23 protein-coding genes are annotated in these 20,054 nt (G+C 28.0%); 5 read left to right on the top strand and 18 right to left on the bottom strand.

Annotation, left to right across the window (positions count from 1 at the left end; all coding sequences use genetic code 11):
- Positions 1 to 149: 149 nt before the first annotated feature.
- The 13 genes from ABJG40_RS14255 to ABJG40_RS14195 all read right to left on the bottom strand — a co-directional run bounded on the left by ABJG40_RS14255 (position 150) and on the right by ABJG40_RS14195 (position 11,082).
- Positions 150 to 923 (bottom strand): enoyl-CoA hydratase-related protein, encoded by a 774-nt coding sequence (locus tag ABJG40_RS14255; protein ID WP_348025261.1) that lies wholly within the window; start codon positions 921 to 923, stop codon positions 150 to 152.
- Between the two features lie 12 nt (positions 924 to 935).
- Positions 936 to 2,345: an ATP-binding protein gene (locus ABJG40_RS14250; protein WP_348025262.1), complete on the bottom strand. Its 1,410-nt coding sequence runs from the start codon at positions 2,343 to 2,345 to the stop codon at positions 936 to 938.
- A 227-nt stretch (positions 2,346 to 2,572) separates the two neighbouring features.
- Entirely contained in the window at positions 2,573 to 3,682 is a 1,110-nt protein-coding gene (locus ABJG40_RS14245) for an NTP transferase domain-containing protein (RefSeq protein WP_348025260.1), read from the bottom strand.
- Positions 3,675 to 4,151, bottom strand: coding sequence for a cyclic pyranopterin monophosphate synthase MoaC (gene moaC, locus ABJG40_RS14240; protein WP_348025259.1), 477 nt, complete (start codon positions 4,149 to 4,151; stop codon positions 3,675 to 3,677). The genes ABJG40_RS14245 and moaC overlap by 8 nt, the downstream gene beginning before the upstream one ends.
- Positions 4,151 to 5,338 carry a molybdopterin molybdotransferase MoeA gene (locus ABJG40_RS14235; RefSeq protein WP_348025258.1) on the bottom strand — a complete coding sequence of 396 codons (1,188 nt, stop codon included), beginning with the start codon at positions 5,336 to 5,338 and terminating at the stop codon, positions 4,151 to 4,153. The genes moaC and ABJG40_RS14235 overlap by 1 nt, the downstream gene beginning before the upstream one ends.
- An 87-nt stretch (positions 5,339 to 5,425) precedes the next feature.
- Positions 5,426 to 6,418, bottom strand: a complete 993-nt coding sequence (gene moaA / locus ABJG40_RS14230; RefSeq protein ID WP_348025257.1) for a GTP 3',8-cyclase MoaA — start codon at positions 6,416 to 6,418, stop codon at positions 5,426 to 5,428.
- On the bottom strand, positions 6,411 to 6,827 hold the full coding sequence (locus ABJG40_RS14225) for a hypothetical protein (protein WP_348025256.1): 417 nt from the start codon (positions 6,825 to 6,827) through the stop codon (positions 6,411 to 6,413). Before ABJG40_RS14225 ends, moaA begins: the two co-directional genes overlap by 8 nt.
- On the bottom strand, positions 6,827 to 7,240 hold the full coding sequence (locus tag ABJG40_RS14220; RefSeq protein ID WP_348025255.1) for a DUF6691 family protein: 414 nt from the start codon (positions 7,238 to 7,240) through the stop codon (positions 6,827 to 6,829). Before ABJG40_RS14220 ends, ABJG40_RS14225 begins: the two co-directional genes overlap by 1 nt.
- A 3-nt stretch (positions 7,241 to 7,243) precedes the next feature.
- Entirely contained in the window at positions 7,244 to 7,801 is a 558-nt protein-coding gene (locus ABJG40_RS14215) for a YeeE/YedE thiosulfate transporter family protein (RefSeq protein WP_348025254.1), read from the bottom strand.
- A gap of 2 nt (positions 7,802 to 7,803) precedes the next feature.
- The gene (locus ABJG40_RS14210) at positions 7,804 to 9,036 is read right to left on the bottom strand and encodes a glycosyltransferase N-terminal domain-containing protein (RefSeq protein ID WP_348025253.1); all 1,233 of its coding nucleotides are present in this window, start codon (positions 9,034 to 9,036) and stop codon (positions 7,804 to 7,806) included.
- A 92-nt stretch (positions 9,037 to 9,128) separates the two neighbouring features.
- Positions 9,129 to 9,389: a 50S ribosomal protein L27 gene (gene rpmA / locus ABJG40_RS14205; protein ID WP_249980973.1), complete on the bottom strand. Its 261-nt coding sequence runs from the start codon at positions 9,387 to 9,389 to the stop codon at positions 9,129 to 9,131.
- Positions 9,390 to 9,429: 40 nt separating this feature from the next.
- Positions 9,430 to 10,062 carry a 50S ribosomal protein L21 gene (gene rplU / locus ABJG40_RS14200; RefSeq protein ID WP_348025252.1) on the bottom strand — a complete coding sequence of 211 codons (633 nt, stop codon included), beginning with the start codon at positions 10,060 to 10,062 and terminating at the stop codon, positions 9,430 to 9,432.
- A gap of 147 nt (positions 10,063 to 10,209) precedes the next feature.
- Positions 10,210 to 11,082 (bottom strand): DMT family transporter, encoded by an 873-nt coding sequence (locus tag ABJG40_RS14195; protein WP_348025251.1) that lies wholly within the window; start codon positions 11,080 to 11,082, stop codon positions 10,210 to 10,212.
- A 93-nt stretch (positions 11,083 to 11,175) separates the two neighbouring features.
- On the opposite strand from ABJG40_RS14195, the gene ABJG40_RS14190 reads away from it, so the two are divergent.
- The gene (locus ABJG40_RS14190) at positions 11,176 to 11,691 is read left to right on the top strand and encodes a cation transporter (protein WP_348025250.1); all 516 of its coding nucleotides are present in this window, start codon (positions 11,176 to 11,178) and stop codon (positions 11,689 to 11,691) included.
- 73 nt (positions 11,692 to 11,764) lie between these two features.
- Here ABJG40_RS14190 and ABJG40_RS14185 read toward each other — a convergent pair whose 3' ends face one another.
- Entirely contained in the window at positions 11,765 to 13,306 is a 1,542-nt protein-coding gene (locus ABJG40_RS14185; protein WP_348025249.1) for a glycine--tRNA ligase, read from the bottom strand.
- 127 nt (positions 13,307 to 13,433) lie between these two features.
- Between ABJG40_RS14185 and ABJG40_RS14180 the strand changes: the two genes are divergently transcribed.
- Genes ABJG40_RS14180 through ABJG40_RS14170 form a run of 3 tightly spaced genes read left to right on the top strand, consistent with a single transcriptional unit; the run spans position 13,434 to position 16,651 of the window.
- Entirely contained in the window at positions 13,434 to 14,120 is a 687-nt protein-coding gene (locus ABJG40_RS14180; RefSeq protein WP_348025248.1) for a ComF family protein, read from the top strand.
- Positions 14,121 to 14,177: 57 nt separating this feature from the next.
- Positions 14,178 to 15,800, top strand: coding sequence for an Ig-like domain-containing protein (locus tag ABJG40_RS14175; protein WP_348025247.1), 1,623 nt, complete (start codon positions 14,178 to 14,180; stop codon positions 15,798 to 15,800).
- A gap of 59 nt (positions 15,801 to 15,859) precedes the next feature.
- Positions 15,860 to 16,651, top strand: a complete 792-nt coding sequence (locus tag ABJG40_RS14170; protein WP_348025246.1) for a hypothetical protein — start codon at positions 15,860 to 15,862, stop codon at positions 16,649 to 16,651.
- A gap of 192 nt (positions 16,652 to 16,843) precedes the next feature.
- On the opposite strand, the gene ABJG40_RS14165 is transcribed toward ABJG40_RS14170, so the two are convergent.
- Positions 16,844 to 17,299 carry a DinB family protein gene (locus ABJG40_RS14165; protein WP_348025245.1) on the bottom strand — a complete coding sequence of 152 codons (456 nt, stop codon included), beginning with the start codon at positions 17,297 to 17,299 and terminating at the stop codon, positions 16,844 to 16,846.
- 42 nt (positions 17,300 to 17,341) lie between these two features.
- Between ABJG40_RS14165 and ABJG40_RS14160 the strand changes: the two genes are divergently transcribed.
- The gene (locus tag ABJG40_RS14160) at positions 17,342 to 17,689 is read left to right on the top strand and encodes an ArsC/Spx/MgsR family protein (RefSeq protein ID WP_348025244.1); all 348 of its coding nucleotides are present in this window, start codon (positions 17,342 to 17,344) and stop codon (positions 17,687 to 17,689) included.
- A 16-nt stretch (positions 17,690 to 17,705) separates the two neighbouring features.
- On the opposite strand, the gene ABJG40_RS14155 is transcribed toward ABJG40_RS14160, so the two are convergent.
- The 3 genes from ABJG40_RS14155 to ABJG40_RS14145 form a co-directional block, all read right to left on the bottom strand.
- Positions 17,706 to 18,182, bottom strand: a complete 477-nt coding sequence (locus ABJG40_RS14155; protein WP_348025243.1) for a DUF4252 domain-containing protein — start codon at positions 18,180 to 18,182, stop codon at positions 17,706 to 17,708.
- Positions 18,183 to 18,507: 325 nt separating this feature from the next.
- Positions 18,508 to 19,251 (bottom strand): glycosyltransferase, encoded by a 744-nt coding sequence (locus tag ABJG40_RS14150; RefSeq protein ID WP_348025242.1) that lies wholly within the window; start codon positions 19,249 to 19,251, stop codon positions 18,508 to 18,510.
- Positions 19,252 to 19,265: 14 nt separating this feature from the next.
- The gene (locus tag ABJG40_RS14145) at positions 19,266 to 20,027 is read right to left on the bottom strand and encodes a hypothetical protein (protein ID WP_348025241.1); all 762 of its coding nucleotides are present in this window, start codon (positions 20,025 to 20,027) and stop codon (positions 19,266 to 19,268) included.
- Positions 20,028 to 20,054: the final 27 nt, after the last annotated feature.

Below are 20,054 nucleotides of genomic sequence, written 5' to 3'. Positions count from 1 at the left end.
GGAGATTATAAAATTGTTGTAAATTCTAATAATAGATCTTATTCAAAAGAAATTACTCTATAAAATATTAATTCAAACAATTCGTCTAAACTACTGCTATTTTAGATGGTAAAAGCGAGTCTAAATTTAGACTCGCTTTTTATATTTTATTAAAATTTAGGTTTTCTTTTGTTTAAAAACGCTGTTGTGCCTTCTTTAAAATCTTCTGTACCAAAACATTCTCCAAACTCATCAATTTCAATATCAAAACCATTAGTACCATCTTCAAAACTAGCATTAATAGCTCTAATTGCTGCAGATATTGCAACAGAAGAATTTCTCATAATTTTATTGGCAATTTTTTCTGCCAAAGGCAATAATTCTTCTTGAGTAGTTACATAATTTACCAAACCTAATTCTTTTGCTTCTTCTGCAGAAATCATACCAGCAGTCATAATCATTTCCATAGCTTTACCTTTACCAACTAATTGTGGTAAACGTTGTGTACCTCCATAACCAGGAATAACTCCTAAAGAAACTTCTGGCAACCCCATTTTTGCATTGTCTGAAGCAATTCTAAAATGACAAGACATTGCTAATTCTAAACCACCTCCTAATGCAAATCCATTAACAGCCGCAATTACAGGAGTAGATAAATTTTCTACATAATCAAATAATATTTCATGTCCTAATCTAGACAATTCTATTCCTTGTTCTACAGAAAAATTAGCAAATTCAGAGATATCTGCACCCGCAACAAAGGCTTTTTTTTCACTACCAGTTAAAATAATAACTCTAACATCATTATCATCTTCTAAAGATTTAAAAGCAATATTTAACTCATTAATTGTTGCCTTATTTAAGGCATTTAACTTTTTGGGTCTGTTAATAGTTATCTGAGCTAAACTATCATTCTTTTTTACTAATATATTTTCGAAATTCATTTTAAATAAATTTTATTTTTTTGGTAAAACAACCGTAAAAACGGTTCCAACTCCTTCTGTAGAAGTAAAAGAAATAGCACCTTCATAAGCTTCAATTATGTTTTTAATCATAGCTAAACCTAAGCCCATTCCACTAGTTTTTGTGGTAAATTTCGGTTCAAAAATTAAATCTTTTACATCATTTGCAATTCCTTTTCCATTATCAGAAACAGAAATTTTTATATTATCTCCTTCATTAAAAACTTTTATTTCTATAAGAGGGTTCTCTTCTTTATCTGTAGCCTGAATTGCATTTTTTACTAAATTAGTTACAACTCTAATTAATTGTGTTTTATCTAAATAAGCATGTAATTCTTTTTCTTGAGGATAATATTTTATATATCTTTCATTAAAAATATCTAATGCAAACTTAACTACACTAATAATTTCAATTTGTTCTTTCTTTTGAGTTGGCATTTTTGCAAAATCTGAAAATGCAGACGCTATAGAACTCATTACGTCTATTTGCTGAATTAATGTCTGGCTAAATTCTGTTAATTTTTCTTTTGCTTTGTCATCTAATGGATTAAATCTACGTTCAAAACTTTGCACAGTTAATCTCATAGGAGTTAACGGGTTTTTAATTTCATGAGCAACTTGTTTTGCCATTTCTCTCCAAGCTTGTTCTCGTTCGCTTCTAGCTAATTTTGCTGCACTTTCTCCCAGTTCATCAATCATATTATTATATGCCTCTACCAAAATTTCTATTTCTGAACTAGCTTTATTTAAAATAATCTTTTCATTTCGTTTGTTTAAACGGGTTTGCTCCATTTTATCAGAAATATTTTTAATAGATCTTGTTATATAACTTGATAAAAAATAAGCTAGAGAAATTGCTATTAAAAACATAAGAATATACACCAAACCTAACCTTAGCATAAACTCTCTTAATTCTTTTTCTATTTCTGAGTTGTCTTGAGTAAATTGTAATTCTAAGATTCCAATTCTTTTAAACTTAGGGTCATTAATAAAAGAAAATGAAGATTGATAACCAACCCCTTTTTTCTCACTGGTTTTTAGTATTTTATGATTAGAGTTTTGTGATAATTCTTGCAAAATTTCTTCTGACAATGGTTGCGTATCTATTTTCTCAAAGGCAGCTGCAATAGATGATTTTAGAAGATTACCTTGTAAATCGTAAATTGAAATATTTAATTTATTGATTGATGAAATTTCATAAATACGTTCTTGAAATATTTTTGATAAATTTTCTGTATTAACAGGGTATGTAGTCTTATTCTTTAGCTCTAACTCTATCGTTTGTTTTGTTGTAGCTTCTTTACGTTCAAAACGTTGAATATTATAATCTTTTGTCTGTTCATCATATTGATAAATAGTTACTACTAAAATTAATATTGATGCTAATAAGACCAATAAAATCATAGATAAAAAAATACGTATTCTTAAAGATATTTTTTTTATACTAGACAAATTATTCTGTTTTTATTCTCTTTGTTTTCATTTCTATTTTCAGGTACGTAGTTTGCTAACTATCTATCATAAAATTTTTTATTGAATCTCTGGTTCACAACTTGCAAAAAGCATTCCAAAAAGCGCTATAAAAAATAAAGTTTTTATTTTGATGATACTATTTTTATAAGATTCTAAATTTACAAATTATTTATCTCCTTATTTGCTTCAGTATATTCTTCTGGTGTATTTACGTTTCTAATATATGCATCATCAATTTCTACAATTTCTACATCAGAATTGATTAACATTTTACGTGGACAAGAATAACCTTGAGCCAAATATTGCAATAAAATAGGGTACGCTTTTGGTTCGTAAATTGTAATTAAAGGTTCTGGAAAATCTTTTCCTTTTCCTTTTATTGCTGTAGCTGTTTTACTTGGATTTCTGTGTTTTAATAATAATTCAATTATTTTATCATTTACAAAAGGAACATCTGTTGCCAATACAAACCAAGCAGCATTTGGGTCTTTTTGAAAAGCAGAACAAATTCCTCCAAAAGGACCAAGGTTACTGAATTTATCTGATATTTCATTTTCATTACCACCTTCTTGAACAGAATAAAAAGTCTCTAAATTGCTATTTTCCAACAGTTCTTTTACAAACTCTTTTTGAGGTTTTCCATGATAATCAATTTGCGATTTGTCTCTCCCCATTCGTGTACTTTTTCCACCAATAAGAACCAAACCTTTAACAGGAGCAATTTTTTCTTTAATTAAGTTATCAATGTGTTTTGATATTGCATCAATCTCATTAATAGTATAACAAGTGATGTTTTTTATCTGCGGATATTTCTCTTCTAAAAAGTCAAAATACTCAGTTTCTGATTTTAATTTTACAACAAATTGAATACTATCTAACTGTTCTAATCTTTTTAAAACTGATGCTTCTTTAGCTTCATCTAAAATTAAAATTTGTTTTGCTCCTTGGTAATGATTTCCGTTGATAAAAACATAATCGTGTTGTGCAAATTGCAAACGTTGTGCAAATTTATTTACGTTGCCAGAAGTAGTTATCTGTAAGTTTCCTTGATGATGAAAAGTATATTCTGATATTTTATTTTTAGTAACTTCTTTTGCATGCGAAGCATCAAAATAAGCTAAATTATAAGTTGATAATTTTTCAGAAACCTTGTGAACTAAATCTGAAATTACACCACAATTTGTACCCAAAATTGCAATTTCATTTGGTGCAAAATTATCGTTATTTATTCTTTCTAAATTTGTATGTTTACTGTGTTTTTTAGCCATTTTTAATATCGGATTTACCTCCTGTTTTTTCTAACAATTTCACTTCTTTAATTACCATTTTTTGACTGATGCTTTTACACATATCGTAAATAGTTAAACACGCAATATTTGCACCAGTTAATGCTTCCATTTCTACACCTGTTTTGCCTGTAATAGTAACTTTACAAAACACTTCTATATTTTCAATATCAATTATATTAATATCCACATCTACTCCGTTTATTAATAAAGGGTGGCACATAGGTATTAATTCTGATGTTTTTTTTACACCTTGAATTCCTGCAATAATTGCTGTTTGAAAAACAGGTCCTTTTTTAGTAAATAACTCATCATTTGTAAAATGAGCAATTACTTCCTTTCCTAAAAACATGGTTGCTTTTGCAATGGCTGTTCTTTTGGTAATTTTCTTATCAGAAACATTTACCATTTTAGGATTTCCTTTTTTGTTTAAATGACTGAATTCACTCATTATCTATATCTAATTATTGGAAAAACTTCTCCTTTTTTAAACGTGGTTATATCATTTGGTAATTGAATAAAAGCATCTGTATTTACCAAACTTGCTAAATCTCCAGAACCATTTCCTTTTATTGGAGTTGCAATTAAATGTCCAAATCTAGAATTTAATTTCACTTGTAAAAAGTAAGTTAAACTCGGTTTAAAAGTAACATCTGCTGATAAAATTGCAGTTTCATTTTCAACTTCTAATCCTACTGATTTGTAATACCAAGGATAAAAATACGCTAAACAATTTACAAATGTCGAAATTGGATTTCCTGGAAAACCAAAGACATTACAATTATCAGTTTGTCCATAGAAAAAAGGTTTTCCTGGTCTTTGTGCAACTTTATGAAACAGTTTTTCAACACCTAATTCATCAAAAACTTCTGGTAAAAAATCGAATTTTCCTTTGCTGACTGCTCCACTAAAAAGCAATACATCATATTCTTGTAAATAGGTTTCAATTTTTTGTTTTAAAACTGGTTTGTCATCAGTAATATGTGCAGTTTCTGATAAAATATGTAACCTTTCTAACAATGAAACCAAGGTAAACACATTGCTTCTTCTAATTTGATGCTCTAACGGAATTTCATTTACACCAACCAATTCATCACCTGTAGAAACAATCATTATTTTTGGTTGTTTTGCAACTTTTACAACTGATTTACCTACAGTTGCCAAAACGCCAATTTCTGCTGCAGATATTTTGGTGTTTTGTTTGATTAATAAATCGCCAACTTTACCATCTTTACCTTTATCATGAACGTTTTTAGCTTCTTCAACACTTTCTATATTGATGGTTGCAATTCCGTTTTTTAAAGTGACATCTTCATAACGAATGACAGTATTTGCATTGTTTGGTAAAACTGCACCTGTCATAACCTCAATACAATTTTCTTTATTTTGAAGTGTGATTTGCTCACTTCCTGCAGCTTGAATTCCTTCTACTTTAAAATCTCTTTGTCCGTTTTTAAATGCAATGAAATCAATACAAATCCCATCCATAGAAACTCTATTAAACGGTGGAAAATCTCTATCTGCAAGAATATCTTCTTTTAAAATTCTACCTACAGATTTTATAAACGGAATTTCTTCAACTCCAAAATCTTGGGTTGAATTTAATATGATGTTTTTTGCTTCCTTTACTGAAATCATTTTGATTGTGTAATTGTTTATTTGTTGAATTGTGTAATTGAAAACATTTTATATAAACAGTTAAACAATTCCACAGTTACACTTTTTTTACCCTCCAATAGTACTCATACTTTCAGAAACATTTCCTTTTTTACGATTTGCTTCTGCTATAAAACCGTTTTCTGGCTTTTCTTTTACTAAAGATAAAAAGAGTTCTTTTAAATCGTTATTAGATGCTCCTTTTCTTATGAAATCTCTTAAATTAAAAACGCCATCATCAAACAAGCAATTTTTAAAAGTTCCTGTACTTGTAATTCTAATTCTATTACAATTATTACAAATGGTTCTTGTAAATGCAGGTATAATTCCGAAAGTTCCTAAATGATTTTCTACTTTATAATTTCTTGAAGTAGATGATTTTTCAGACTGCATTTCATCTACAGAAAACTCAGTTTTTACTTCGTTTAATATTTTATTGAATGTCCAGTTTTCACTCATATCTCTTTGCCCTTTTCCATTAAAAGGCATTTCTTCAATAAAACGAACAGCAACATTTTTATCTTTAGTTAATCTAACAAAATCTGTAATTTCATCTGTATTAAAACCCGATTGCACAACTACATTCAATTTTAAATTTAAGTTGCTTTTTTCTAATAACTTAAAGGTATTATACACTTCAGGAAAAACATCTCTTCTCGTAATTTTTGCAAACTTTTCTCTTTGCAAACTATCAATACTCAAATTAATATTTTTTACTTTTTCTAGTTTCTCAATTTTATCAATATGATGAGAAATTAAAGCGCCATTTGTTGTGATATTAATAGCATCTAACAAATCGTTATAAGATAACATTTCTAAAAAACTAACAAAATCTTTACGTACAAAAGGTTCGCCACCTGTTAAACGCACTTTATTTACGCCCAATTCTGTTAACACACGAATTAAACGATACATTTCTTTAAAAGTAAGCAACTCTTGTCTTGGAACAATATCAATTCCGTGAGCAGGCATACAATATTGGCAACGTAAATTACAGCGATCTGTAACTGCTAATCGCACATATTCCATTTGTCGTCCAAAATTGTCTACTAGTTTACTCATGAAACGATTTTAAATCTGGTTGTAAAATGTTTTGTTTGGCTTCTATTGACGTAAAAACATCCGTAGAATAATAATTTGATATAATTTCTTTAAAATTAGTTTTTAATTCTGAGAATTCATTGATAAAATCTTGAAAATCGTAGGCATCAGATTTTTGAATATAAGCATTCATAATTTGAATGGAAGCAAAAGTTACAGTTGTATTGTATTTACCATCTACATTGTATTTGTTTGCAAAATCTTGTAATTGTTTACTGTACTTTTCAAAAGCAATTTGTTTACCATATTTGGTAACATAGATCCACGCTAAACGTAAATGTGCTTCATGAGTAAACCACAAAGGACGAAATTTATTTGAAGTAAATTGTTCTTCAAATTCTTCATCAGATATTTTCCAATGACGTTCCATTAATTTGGTAATTTCTTACTTAACAATCCATAAAAAAAAGCACCAATTACTGCACCAAACAGCACTACTAAAATTGCAATTGCTCCATGACCTGCTAATACGTACATTGGTCCTGGACAAGCACCAGACAATGCCCAACCTAAACCAAAAATGGTTCCTCCAACTAAAGTTTTTACAAAACCTTTTTCTTTATCTTTTACAACAACTTTATTACCTAAATAATCTTTAATTACTTCCTTTTTAAAAAGTTGCATAATTACAATTCCAATTACAACTGCGCTACCAATTACTCCATACATATGAAAAGATTGAAACTTAAACATTTCGTAAATTCTGTACCAAGAAACTACTTCTGTTTTGCTTAAAATAATTCCGAATAAAACTCCGATAATTAAAAATTTGATATTTTTCATTGTCTAAAAAATTAAAGGGATTATAAACCAAGTCATTATTAAACCACCAATAAAAAAACCTATTGTTGCCACTAAAGATGGTAGTTGTAAATTACTTAAACCCGTTATTGCATGACCAGAGGTACAACCACCTGCATAACGTGTTCCAAAACCTATTAAGATTCCTGCACCTATTAAAATTAAAAATCCTTTTACAGATAGTAAGTTTTCTAAACTAAATATTTCTTCAGGTAAATAGGAATCTCCTGCATTTGCAAAACCTAAATCTGCCAATTCTTTAACCGTAGTTGGATTTAAATCTATTGCTTGAGATGACATTAAAAATTCTGATGAAATGAAACCACCAATTACAATTCCTGTTATAAAAAACAAACTCCATTTGCTTTCTTTTAAATCAACTTTAAAATAATCAGTTAATTTACCAGCTCCACTAATGGTACAAAAGGTTTCTAAACTTCTAGAAACACCAAATACTTTTCCAAAATAAAAAGTTAAAAATAGCACCAATGCAATTAAAGGACCACCAACATACCAGGGCCAGGGTTGTGTTATAAATTCCATTTTTATAGTTTCGTTTTTAAGTAGTTCATAATTATTTTGGTTGCTCCAAGATTGTCTTGAATGTATTTTTTATTGATGACTCCTGTTAGGTTTCTAAAATTTTCATCTTCTTTTAATGTGATGAAATTCTGTGTAAATTCTTCTTGATTTTTGATAGAAATACATCCACCAATTTTAACCAAATCTACAGCTTCTTTAAATTTGTCGTATTTATTTCCAATCACTACAGGAATTCCAAAAGTTGCAGGTTCTAAAATATTGTGCAAACCTGTTTTTAAACCTCCACCAACATAAGCAATATCTGCTGCTGCATAAATTTTGGTTAAAATTCCAATAGTATCAATAATAAAAACTTGATATTCTGCTAAATTTTTATCCTTTTTATCAGAAAACAAAACTGTTTTTTTATGGATTGATTTCTGTAATTCTAAAATTGCATCACTTTTAATATTATGAGGTGCAATGATAAATTTTTCATCTTTTGAAGTATTATTATTTATGTAATTAACTAACATTTCTTCACCTTCACTCCAAGTACTACCTGCAACAATTGTGTATTTATTATCTTTAAATTGATTGATAAAATCTAAAGTATTGTCTTGTTCTAAAATCTTAGAAACTCTATCAAAACGTGTGTCTCCAGATACAGTTACATTATCAAGATCAATAGAGTTCAATAAATTTTTAGAGTTTTCATCCTGAACAAAGAAATGATGAAATGCTTTTAATGAATCTCTCATAAAACCTCCGTAACTTTTAAAAAACAGCTGTTTATCTCTTAAAATTCCTGAAACTAAAATTGTAGGAATTTCTTTACTTTTTAATTCATTTAAAAAATTGGGCCAAAATTCATATTTTACAAAAATTGCTAATATAGGATTTACTTCTTTTATAAATTTTCTTACATTAGATTTAGAATCTAGAGGTAAATAACAAACAACATCTGCTAAACTATAGTTTTTTCTAATCTCATAACCAGAAGGAGAAAAAAAAGTAACTAAGACTTTATAATTAAGGTGTTGTTTTTTTAATTCTTCTATTATTGGTCTTGCTTGTTCAAACTCACCTAAAGAAGCTGTATGAAACCAAATAGTTTTCTTATTTTTTAATTCAGAAATTTTAGAAAAAGATTCTTTTCTTCCACTTACAAAAAGTTTAATTTTCGCATTAAACAATCCTATTATTGGTAAAAATAAAGATGTAATAAAGACCAATTGGTCGTATAAAAATTTCATAACTGCAAAAGTACAAAATGCAATCTTTTAAATACAAAAAAGCCTAAACAATAAATGTTTAGGCTTTTTTGTATTAAATAAAACTTAAATTATTAAGCTTCAAATGGAGTAATAGATACATAAGATCTATTATCTTTTTTCTTACGGAATTCTACTATTCCATCAACTTTTGCATGTAAAGTATGATCTTTACCCATGTAAACGTTTTCTCCTGGATTATGAGTTGTTCCTCTTTGACGAACTAAGATGTTACCTGCAATTGCAGCTTGTCCTCCAAATATTTTTACTCCTAGTCGTTTCGATTCTGATTCTCTACCATTCTTCGAACTACCTACACCTTTTTTATGTGCCATGTTATTGAGTTTTTATAGGTTAAAGTTAAATTATTAGGAATTATTTTTCAATTCCTCCGTCTAATCTATCTTGTAATTCTTTTAATTCATCCCACTTACCTTCAGCAGCTAAACCTGCTTGTTTTGGCCAAGTAGTTGTAACTAAATGAGATAATCTAGAACTTGCTTCTGTTAAGATTTCACTCAATTTAGCTGGATCTGCTTTTGCTACTTTTGCAAAAGTATCTAAACCTGCATTTACTAGAGCTTCTGCAGCTTTAGGACCTGCACCTTCAATTTTCTTTAAGTCATCTGCTTTTGCAGCTTTTTTAGGAGTAGCTTTTGCTTTAGGAGCAGCTTTTTTTGCAGCTTTCTTAGCACCAGTAGTAGAAATAGATTCAATTTGAATCTCACTTAAATACTGTCTATGTCCGTTTTTCTTTTGATAACCTTTTCTTCTTTTCTTTTTGAAGACGATTACTTTATCACCTTTTAAGTGACTTAAAATTTGAGCTGTTACTGAAGCTCCTTCTATAGCTGGGGCGCCAATAGTTACATTCCCTTTTTCATCAAGTAAAAGAACGTTATCAAAAGTTACTTTTGATCCTTCTTCCCCTTGTAAACGATGAACGTATACTTTTTGGTCTTTTGCTACTTTAAACTGCTGCCCTGCTATCTCTACGATTGCGTACATACTATCTGTTTTGCGTATTAATACTTATTATTTTACATCCTCCAAACGAAAATGCGGGTGCAAATATACATCTTTTTTACAATTTAACCATATTTTATTGTAAATAATTCAATCAAAATCAAGGAAATACCAATCTTTATACTAAATTTATTTTGCTTTATTTACCAAATAGACACCAAATAATATTATTATCCCTGCAAAAAGCTGAATTACACTTAGTTTTTCTCCATCAATAACTCCCCAAAAAACAGCTACAATAGGAATTAAATAAGTTACAGATGATGAGAAGATTGGATTCGAAATATGCACCAGTTTATTAAACATTGTTTTAGCAATTCCTGTTCCTACAACAGAAAGAGTAGCAATATATCCTAAAGATTCTAAACCTGTTTCATTAGCTTCAAAAGAAGTAAAAAAACCTGTAAAAGCTAAAACTATTGTTGCTGGTAAAATTAACAACAAAAAGTTTCCTGCTGTAATTGCTAAGGCATCTAAATCTGATAAATACTTTTTTACAATATTTACATTAAAAGCATAACCAACAGAAGCTATTAAGACTAAAATAGCATACCAATAATTTTGATTCGGATTTAAATCTGCTCCTTTTAAGATCAGAATAATTGTCCCTATCAAACCAACTATAATACCGATAAACTGTTTTTTCTTAAACGAAAAACCAAAAACAATAGCTCCAAAAATAAAAGTATTAAAAGGTGTAAATGAATTTAAAATTGAAACAATAGCACTATCAATTCCTAAAACAGCATATGAAAACAGAAAAACTGGAATAAAAGTCCCCAAAAGAGCAGTATAAATAATATATAGCCAATGCTTCTTTTGTATCTTTTTAATACTATTAAAACCTATTAACAATAAAAATAAGGCTGTAAAAATCATTCTTAAAGCGCCTAATTGAATAGGAGTAACACCCAACAAAGCTTTCTTCATTAATATAAAAGAACTCCCCCAAACTAATGAAAGTACAATAAGGTAAAACCACTTTTTTTGTTGATTATCCATTTTTAATGAAAATTTTGAACAAAAATCCGATAAAAGTTTAAAAGTCAACTCTTTTATTAATAAATTTGTACAATTATTTAATAACTTAATCTGATGAAAATTAAAAAATTATTATTTTCTGTAGCAATATCATTATTTGTTTTAACAGGGTGTAAAACAGAAACAAAGAAAGAAGTACTACCTGTTAAAAAAGAAAATGTTTCTTTAGCTATTTCTGGTATGACTTGCGAAATTGGTTGTGCTAAAACAATTCAATCTAAATTATCTAAAAAAGAAGGTGTTTTAGATGCTAAAGTTGTTTTTACAGACAGTATTGCTAATATAGAATTTGATGCAAATAAAACATCTAAGAAAGACTTAGTTGCTTTTGTCGACGGAATTGCAGGAGGAGAATTATATAAAGCTTCTATTACTTCTAAAAAAGAAGGAGCTAAATGTTCTGAAACTTGTAAAGAAAAATGCAAAACTAAAGATGGCGCTAAGAAAGAATGTAAAGAGAAATGTGAAACAAAATCTAAAGAAAAAGCTTGTTGCACTAAAGACAAAGACGGTAAAATGTTTTGTAAAGAAGATTGTAAAATGGCATGTTGTGCAGATAAAAAAGCATAACATTAAATTTATATTATAAAAAAAGGAGCATCAAATATTTGATGCTCCTTTTTTTTATGCAAATAATTATCAATTACATTTTCTGTAACCAAGTTTTAATAGCTACTTCTGCTTTTATAATTTCTTTTAAATCTGCAATAGCAACTCTTTTCTGTTCCATTGTATCTCTATGCCTAATGGTAACACAATTATCTTCTAAAGTGTCGTGATCTACAGTAATACAAAATGGAGTTCCTGCTGCATCTTGTCTTCTATAACGCTTACCAACTGCATCTTTTTCATCGTAAAACACGTTAAAATCCCATTTTAAATCATCCATAATTTTACGCGCAACTTCTGGTAAACCATCTTTTTTAACTAATGGTAAAACTGCTGCTTTAAAAGGAGCTAAAACTGCTGGTAATTTTAAAACCGTTCTTGTTGTTCCATTTTCTAAAACCTCTTCTTTTAAAGAGTTAGAAAAAACAGCTAAAAACATTCTATCTAAACCAATAGAAGTTTCTACAACATAAGGCACATAGCTTTTATTTTCTTCATGATCGAAATACTGTAATTTCTTACCAGAAAATTCTTCATGCGCTTTTAAATCGAAGTCTGTTCTTGAGTGAATTCCTTCTAACTCTTTAAAACCAAAAGGAAAATTAAATTCAATATCTGCAGCTGCATCTGCATAATGAGCTAATTTATCATGGTCATGAAAACGGTAGTTCTCTGCTCCCATACCTAAAGATAAATGCCATTTTAAACGCGTTTCTTTCCAAGCCTCATACCACTCTTTTTGAGTTCCTGGTTTTACAAAAAATTGCATTTCCATTTGTTCAAACTCACGCATTCTAAAAATAAATTGTCTTGCTACAATCTCATTTCTAAAAGCTTTACCAGTTTGTGCAATTCCGAAAGGAATTTTCATTCTACCCGTTTTTTGCACATTTAAGAAGTTTACAAAAATACCTTGAGCAGTTTCTGGACGTAAATATAAATCCATTGCAGTTTCTGCAGAAGCTCCTAATTTTGTTCCAAACATTAAGTTAAATTGCTTAACGTCTGTCCAGTTTTTAGAACCCGTTAAAGGATCTGCAATTTGTAATTCTTCTATTAACAATTTAACATCGGCTAAATCTTCATTTTCTAAAGACTTACCCATTCTTGCTAAAATTGTGTTTATTTTTTCTTGATAACCAACAACTCTTCCATTAGTTGCAAGAAATTCTTCTTTATTAAAAGCATCTCCAAAACGTTTTGCTGCTTTGGCAACTTCCTTGTTTATTTTACCTTCAATTTTGGCACAATAATCTTCAATTAAAACATCTGCTCTGTAACGTTTTTTAGAATCTTTATTGTCAATTAAAGGGTCATTAAAAGCATCTACATGACCAGAAGCTTTCCATGTTGTTGGATGCATTAATATTGCTGCGTCTATTCCTACAATGTTTTCGTGCATTTGCACCATTGCTTTCCACCAGTAATCTCTAATATTTTTCTTTAACTCAACTCCATTTTGAGCGTAATCGTAAACCGCACTTAAACCGTCATAAATTTCAGAAGACTGAAAAACATAACCATATTCTTTAGCGTGCGATAAAACTTTTTTAAATTGATCTTCTTGTTTTGCCATAATGAGCGCAAAGATACACGTTTACAGAAATTTTTCAAGAAAAAACTTTTCAAGTTTTTAGTAAAGAAAAACAACTTATTAATATTGAATTTTTTACTTATCTTTAAAAGGAATTGCTAAGAAAGATATGAAAGTTTTAAAAGATTTATTTAGGTTATTTTATCCTGAATTATGTGCTAATTGCGAAAATCAGTTAACTAAAAATGAAAACGTTATCTGTACTTTTTGCAGACACGACTTGCCATTAACTAATTTTAAAGATTATTCTGAAAACAAAATATCGAAATCTTTTTACGGCAGAATTAATGTTGAAAAAGCAAATTCTCTTCTTTTCTACAGAAAAGAAGGCATCACAAAAAAATTAATTCATAAACTTAAATATAAAGGAAATGAAGAAATAGGCTCTTTTTTTGGCAATTGGTTAGGAGAAATTTTAAAAGAAAATAAAGAATTATCAACAATCGATTTTATTATTCCTGTGCCATTACACCATAAAAAACTAAAACAAAGAGGTTATAATCAGGTTTCTAAATTTGGTGAAAGATTAAGTTTTTATTTAAAAAAACCATTTGTAGAAGATGTTTTAGAAAGAAACTTTACTTCTAAAACTCAAACTTTCAAAGCCCGTTTTGAACGTTTTAATAATATTGATACAAAATTTCAATTAAAAGATATATCTACCGTAAAAAACAAACATATTTTACTTATTGATGATGTAATTACAACGGGTGCAACCTTAGAAGCTTGCGCAAAAGAATTGCAAAAATCTGAAAATGTTAAAGTCAGTATTTTAACAATGGCCTACACTGAGTAAAATTTATGATTTTTAAATGAAAAATATATTGTTAATTTGTATAAAAATTTACTTTTTGTGAAACCGTTTTTAAATTTTATTTTTTTTAGTATTTCTATACTTATTTTAGCTAACTGTGCAAGAACAGGAAGACCAGAAGGTGGTCCAAAAGATGAAGATGCACCTTTGTTTGTAACTGCAAATCCTCCTTATGAAATCGTAAATTTTAACAAAAAAGAAATACGATTAAACTTTAACGAATTTATAAAACTTAAAGATTTAAACAAGCAACTTATTGTTTCACCTCCCTTAAAAACACCTCTATTTGTAACCCCTCAAGGTACCGCAAGTAAATTTTTAGATTTATCTATTTTAGATACATTACAAGAAAACTCTACTTACATTATTAACTTTGGTAACGCCATTGAAGACAATAATGAAGGAAATAAATTAGAAAGTTTTAAATATGTATTTTCTACAGGTAATTATATAGACTCTTTAACTACCTCTGGAAATATTAAAGATGCTTATTTAGATACAAAACCTAAAAACACAAATGTATTATTATATAAAATAGACAGTTCTTTTACAGATTCTATTGTTTTTAAACAAAAACCCAATTACGTTACTAACACTTTAGATACTGCTCATTTTAACCTTTCTAACTTAAAAAAAGGAAACTATTTAATGATTGCATTAAAAGAATCTATTAGTGATTATCTTTTTAGCCCTAAAGAAGATAAAATAGGTTTTTACAACGATACTATTACTTTACCTAGAGATAGTATTATAGAAAAACCTATTATATTATTTAAAGAAACTCAACCTTATAAATTTAGAAGAGGAAAAGAAATAACTAAAGGAAAAATAATATTTGGTTATGAAGGGGAAGTAAAAGATTTAAAAATTAAAATTATTTCTGAAACTCCTAAAAATTTTAAAAGTATTTCAAAATTCGAAATAGACAAAGACACTCTTAATTATTGGTATACTCCTATAGAAACAGATTCTTTAAACTTTATTGTTACTAACGATAAATTTGTAGACACAGTAACTGTTAGGCTTCGTAAGAAAAAAATTGATTCTTTATTATTAAACCCCTCAACAAATGCAACACTACATTTAAGAGATACTTTTTTTATTAAAGCGAACAACCCACTTGTAAAAATTGACACTAGTAAAATAGTTTTTATACACAAAGACTCTATAAAGTTACCTTTTTCTAGTTTTATTTCTAAAAAAGAAAATAAAATTGGATTTGTTTTTAATAAAAAACCGCAGCAAAAATATAAACTAAACATTTTACCCTCTGCTATTTTTGACATATTTGAACAAAAAAATGACACTTTAAATTACAATTTTAGCACAAAAGAAATAGAAGATTACGGACGCATTACCATTGATATTGTAAACCAAACTTCAGAAAATTTAATTATAGAACTTTTAGAAGGTAAAGAAAAAAACAAAATAGTAGAAAGAAGATTTATTACAGACTCTAAACAAATTAGGTTTGATCTCTTAGAACCAAAAACATATTTCTTTAGAGCCATTATAGATTCTAATAAAAATAATAAGTGGGATACTGGAAATTATCTCTTAAAAAAACAACCAGAAAAAATTATTTATTTTAGTGAAGAACTAGAGTTAAGAGCTAACTATTATTTAGATAAAAATATTTTTACCATTAAAAATATAGATTAAGCTTTGTAATTAAAAATTATTTAATCTATATTTGATTTTTACTTTAAGACCCCTAAATCTTGAAAACCCCTATAACAATTATTTTTGTAATTGTTGCTATTCTAGAATTTAAGGCTCAACATTACACCCATGACATTGGTACATTTGTTGGTTCTTCTAGTCTGCAATCAGATTACGGCCAAAGAGGCAATTTTGCCAGCGAATGGAATAACAATGGAAAGACGTTTTCTGTTGCACACTATCTTAGTTTTTATAATAGAACTTTACGTTGGGACCCCAACAACGTGCTTCACAACCATTTATTGGTAAAAACAGAAATACAATATCTTGATAATTCTACCTTAGAACATCATGGTGAATGGGCTCAAAAAAAATCTGAAGCTGGTAACCAATTAAAATCTATGAAAGGTTCTCTAAGAATGCTTGAAATTGGAATAAATTTAGAGTACTTTTTACGTCCTTTAGAAGAATTTGTATTTCCTTATAGTAACATTAGAATTAATCCTTTTTTTACATTTGGATTTAAATATTCTTCTTACACTAATGGTTTAAGTTCTGAAATTGGTGATTGGCAAGAAGATATTTCTGTATTACCAGAAAAATATACTCTACAAAACTCTTTAAATGTTGGTTCTGGAGAAGCTATTTCTTTAGCTGTAGGATTAGGAACTAGATTTAAAGTGGCTCCTAAAATAGATTTAGTAACCCAATTTACGTATCAATATTTCTTTTCTGATGCTATAGATGGTTTACAAGCTCCTGTTATTGAGAATAAAAATAATGAATGGTTGTTAAATATTCAGTTTGGTATTGTTTACCACTTAAACTTTAGTTCTCCATTATTCTATTAAAATATTAAAAATCCCCTAAATTATTTTAATTCAAAAAAAAAAAAGAGAATGCCAATTGGTACTCTCTTTTTTTTTATGATTATTCTAAAAGTTGGCAGACTAGTTTAGCCCAGATTGAACGGTTTGTTTGAGCTCTTTTTGAGTTTACGAAAAAAAGCGAGTAGTGAAAGCTGGAAATAGCTTCTAATAAAGCTATAAAAACTTCTTAATAGATCTTATAATTCCATAATGAATTCCTTCATGAAAATTATTAAATGTAATTGCTGTTTTTAAAGAAGTTAACACAAAACCTGTGCTTGTTGGATATTCTGTATATGAATGAAAAATACCAGCTTCAAAATCTTCTTGTAAGGTGTCTGGCAAACCAATTAAAAGTTCTTTTACTTCTTCAAACTCTTCTTCTGTAAAAGTTTTAGTTGGTGCAGTTCCTTTTTTATGAGCCTCTATTAAATCGTCTGGACACAAACAGTTTAAACCCGATAATTTGTAATGTAAAAGCTGCTGTGTAACTACTAAATGTGCCACATTCCAAGCAATGTTATTTTTAAATCCTGCAGGAATTGTATGAATTTGTTCTAGTGTTAAGCCCTCTAACTCTTTTAAAACAAGTTCTCTAGATTTTCTTAAAACATCAAATTGTATATTCATTTTTTATCTATAATTTTGGATGCGTAAATATAATCCATAAAAATGAAGAAAGTCTATTTTTTACAAACTTGTGATACTTGCCGTAGAATTTTAAAGGAAGTTAATACTGATGGTTTTGAACGTCAGGAAATAAAAGCAAACAACATTACTGTTGCGCAATTAGAAGAAATGCATAAATTATCTGGCAGTTATGAAGCTCTTTTTAATAAACGTGCTAAATTGTATAAGGCTATGGATTTAAAAAACCAGGATTTATCTGAAGCTGATTATAGACAGTTTCTTTTAGATGAGTATACGTTTTTAAAACGACCTGTTTTTATTTTGGATGATGAAATTTTTATTGGTAATAGCAAAAAAATAATAGAAAAACTAAAAGAGAAGATTGGTTAAATCTTCTCTTTTGGGTTTAATCTAAAGATACATTAATATCCGAAGAAGAAATCATTGCAGCTAACTCATCATGAGTAATTTTTGTTTTTAAGCCAAACAGCACCAATTTATCATTATTACTATTTGTTCTAATAACGATTTCTCTTATATAATTATTTTTTTCAAGAATAAATAATTCTGCTTTACTTCCATTGTCTTTTACTCTTGCCAATGTTTTTAATTTATTTTTTCTTCTAAATTTTTTAAAATCATTAGATATATTATTGTCTTGATTATCAAAAATCATCAATTTAAAATCACTCGATTTTTTAATGATATTCATTAAATCACCATCATTTTCATCATCTAAAAATGAACCTGCTAATGAAGCTGATAAATTAATTGAGAAGGTAGATTTTTCTTTATTTATTTTATAAAATTTTTCGAATTGAGCTTCTTGAGCAGCTACTGTTGTAATAAAAAATGCAAATAGAATTGTTGCTAATCGTGTCATAATAATTGGTTTTAAAATGAAGACGACTAACAATTAGGTTTGTTACAATTTGTAGTTTTCTAAATTTTTTTATATTAAAAATTAACTTACTTAATAAAGGTGAGATTAATTTGAATTTTCAAATCAAAAAACTTCTGAGAATACCTATTATTTTTATAATAATGGTTAAGAAAAAGACAAACAACCTAATAAAATTGCTTATGTAGATGATAAAGGTAAGTCTGATTTTTATTGTTTTTGAAGCAATTCAACTTACATTGAAGAAACAAATTATTAATAATAAATAATAGCCTTAATTTTAATCAAGGCTATTATTGTTTCTAATTTATTTCCAATAATCTGCAACCCAAGGAGCAGCTCTTACATATCTATACCATTTTCCTCTCCCTCCTTCTATGGCTTTATGAGGATTTATTTCTCCGTGAAAAATAATTATTTTAGATCCTTTTGGTATTGTTGGTTTTTTCCAAAATGCTAGTGGAAACCTTGAAACACAATCATATTTAAAACTAGGGCACCATTCTTTATCCCAATATTGAAGTTTATCTTTATCATTAATGGCATGTGTAAGGTATTCTTGCTCATTTCTATGTAGGTTTCTTATTTCATCAAAATTCTTTAAAAAATCATCAAAAACATAACCGTGCTTTCCTATTTCAAATCTATAAACTGATGAATTTCCTGTAATTCTCCAACTTCTCCAACTATGGTCTTTAATAATTCTAAAAGAACCATCAACTTCAAAAAAACAATCTATATTATCTACAATAACTATATCTAAATCTAAAAAAAGAGCAGTTCCTTGTAGTCTATATAAATCTTTTTTTAATGTTGTAAGTTTTTTCCACATTCTTTCAGGAATGTCTGTTCTTATTTCCATTTCAGGAATATCATAACAATCAACATCGTTAATAATGCCTTTTGAATTATCTGTAAAACAAACCATTTTAAAATCATAAGTTAAATTTTTCTGAACCATAGAAAATAACCTATTTACATATTCTGCTCCATAAAGTGTTCCCCATTTCATACAAAATATATATTTTGTATGATTTTTTACTTCTTCCATTTTTACTTTTTTAATTATGCAAATTTACGTTCTATAATCTCTAATAAACGAGATTCTAACTCTTCTTGTTGAGACCAATCGTAATCTGGTTTTACCATTTTATTTATAAATTTTTTTGCTTCTTTTTCAGTTGCATATGTATTTACTTGAGAAATAACTCTATTAAAATCTTCTTGACTTCCTTCGAACAAGTTTTTTACAAAAGTAATTCTATCATTTAAACCAATTTGAATGTTTGTATTTAACTTATCATTTAAAGATTTTGGAGCAGGAATATCAAATAAGGTTGCAATTTCATCCACAGAAATAGTATCTTTTAACTCTTCTTCTAAAGACATTGTTTTATGCTCTTCTACTTTTACAACTTCATTTATTATTTCTGGTTCTATTTTAGGTTTAGAAAACATAATTTCTTCTAACTCTTCAAATGGTTGTTCTAAAATTTCTTCTATTTCGGTTTCAATCTTAATTTCTTCTTTTTGCTCAACTTGTAAAATATCAGTTACTTCTTCTAATTGATGTATTACTTTTTCTACCTCATTTTTTTCATTAGAATCTCGTTTTTCAAGAGCGCCTTCAATTTTAGAAATAAATTCTTCTTTTGTTATTTTTTCATTAGGTGTTGTATTTACATATTCTTCAATAAATGCCAACAATGATAACTTTTCATAAATTTCTTGCGATTTTTCTTTTAAAGCAAATACATCAGCTTTATTCTTCATTTTTAAAATGCTGTGTGCCAAACTCATTAAATCTGTTTCTAATCTTTTGTGCATAAGTTGTAAGTTGAATTTATTTTTTAC

It is taken from the genome of Polaribacter sp., from assembly GCF_039939415.1.
Lineage (GTDB): Bacteria > Bacteroidota > Bacteroidia > Flavobacteriales > Flavobacteriaceae > Polaribacter.
The sequence above is the reverse complement of the archived record's forward strand: the minus strand, read 5'-3'. Positions and strand labels throughout refer to the sequence as shown.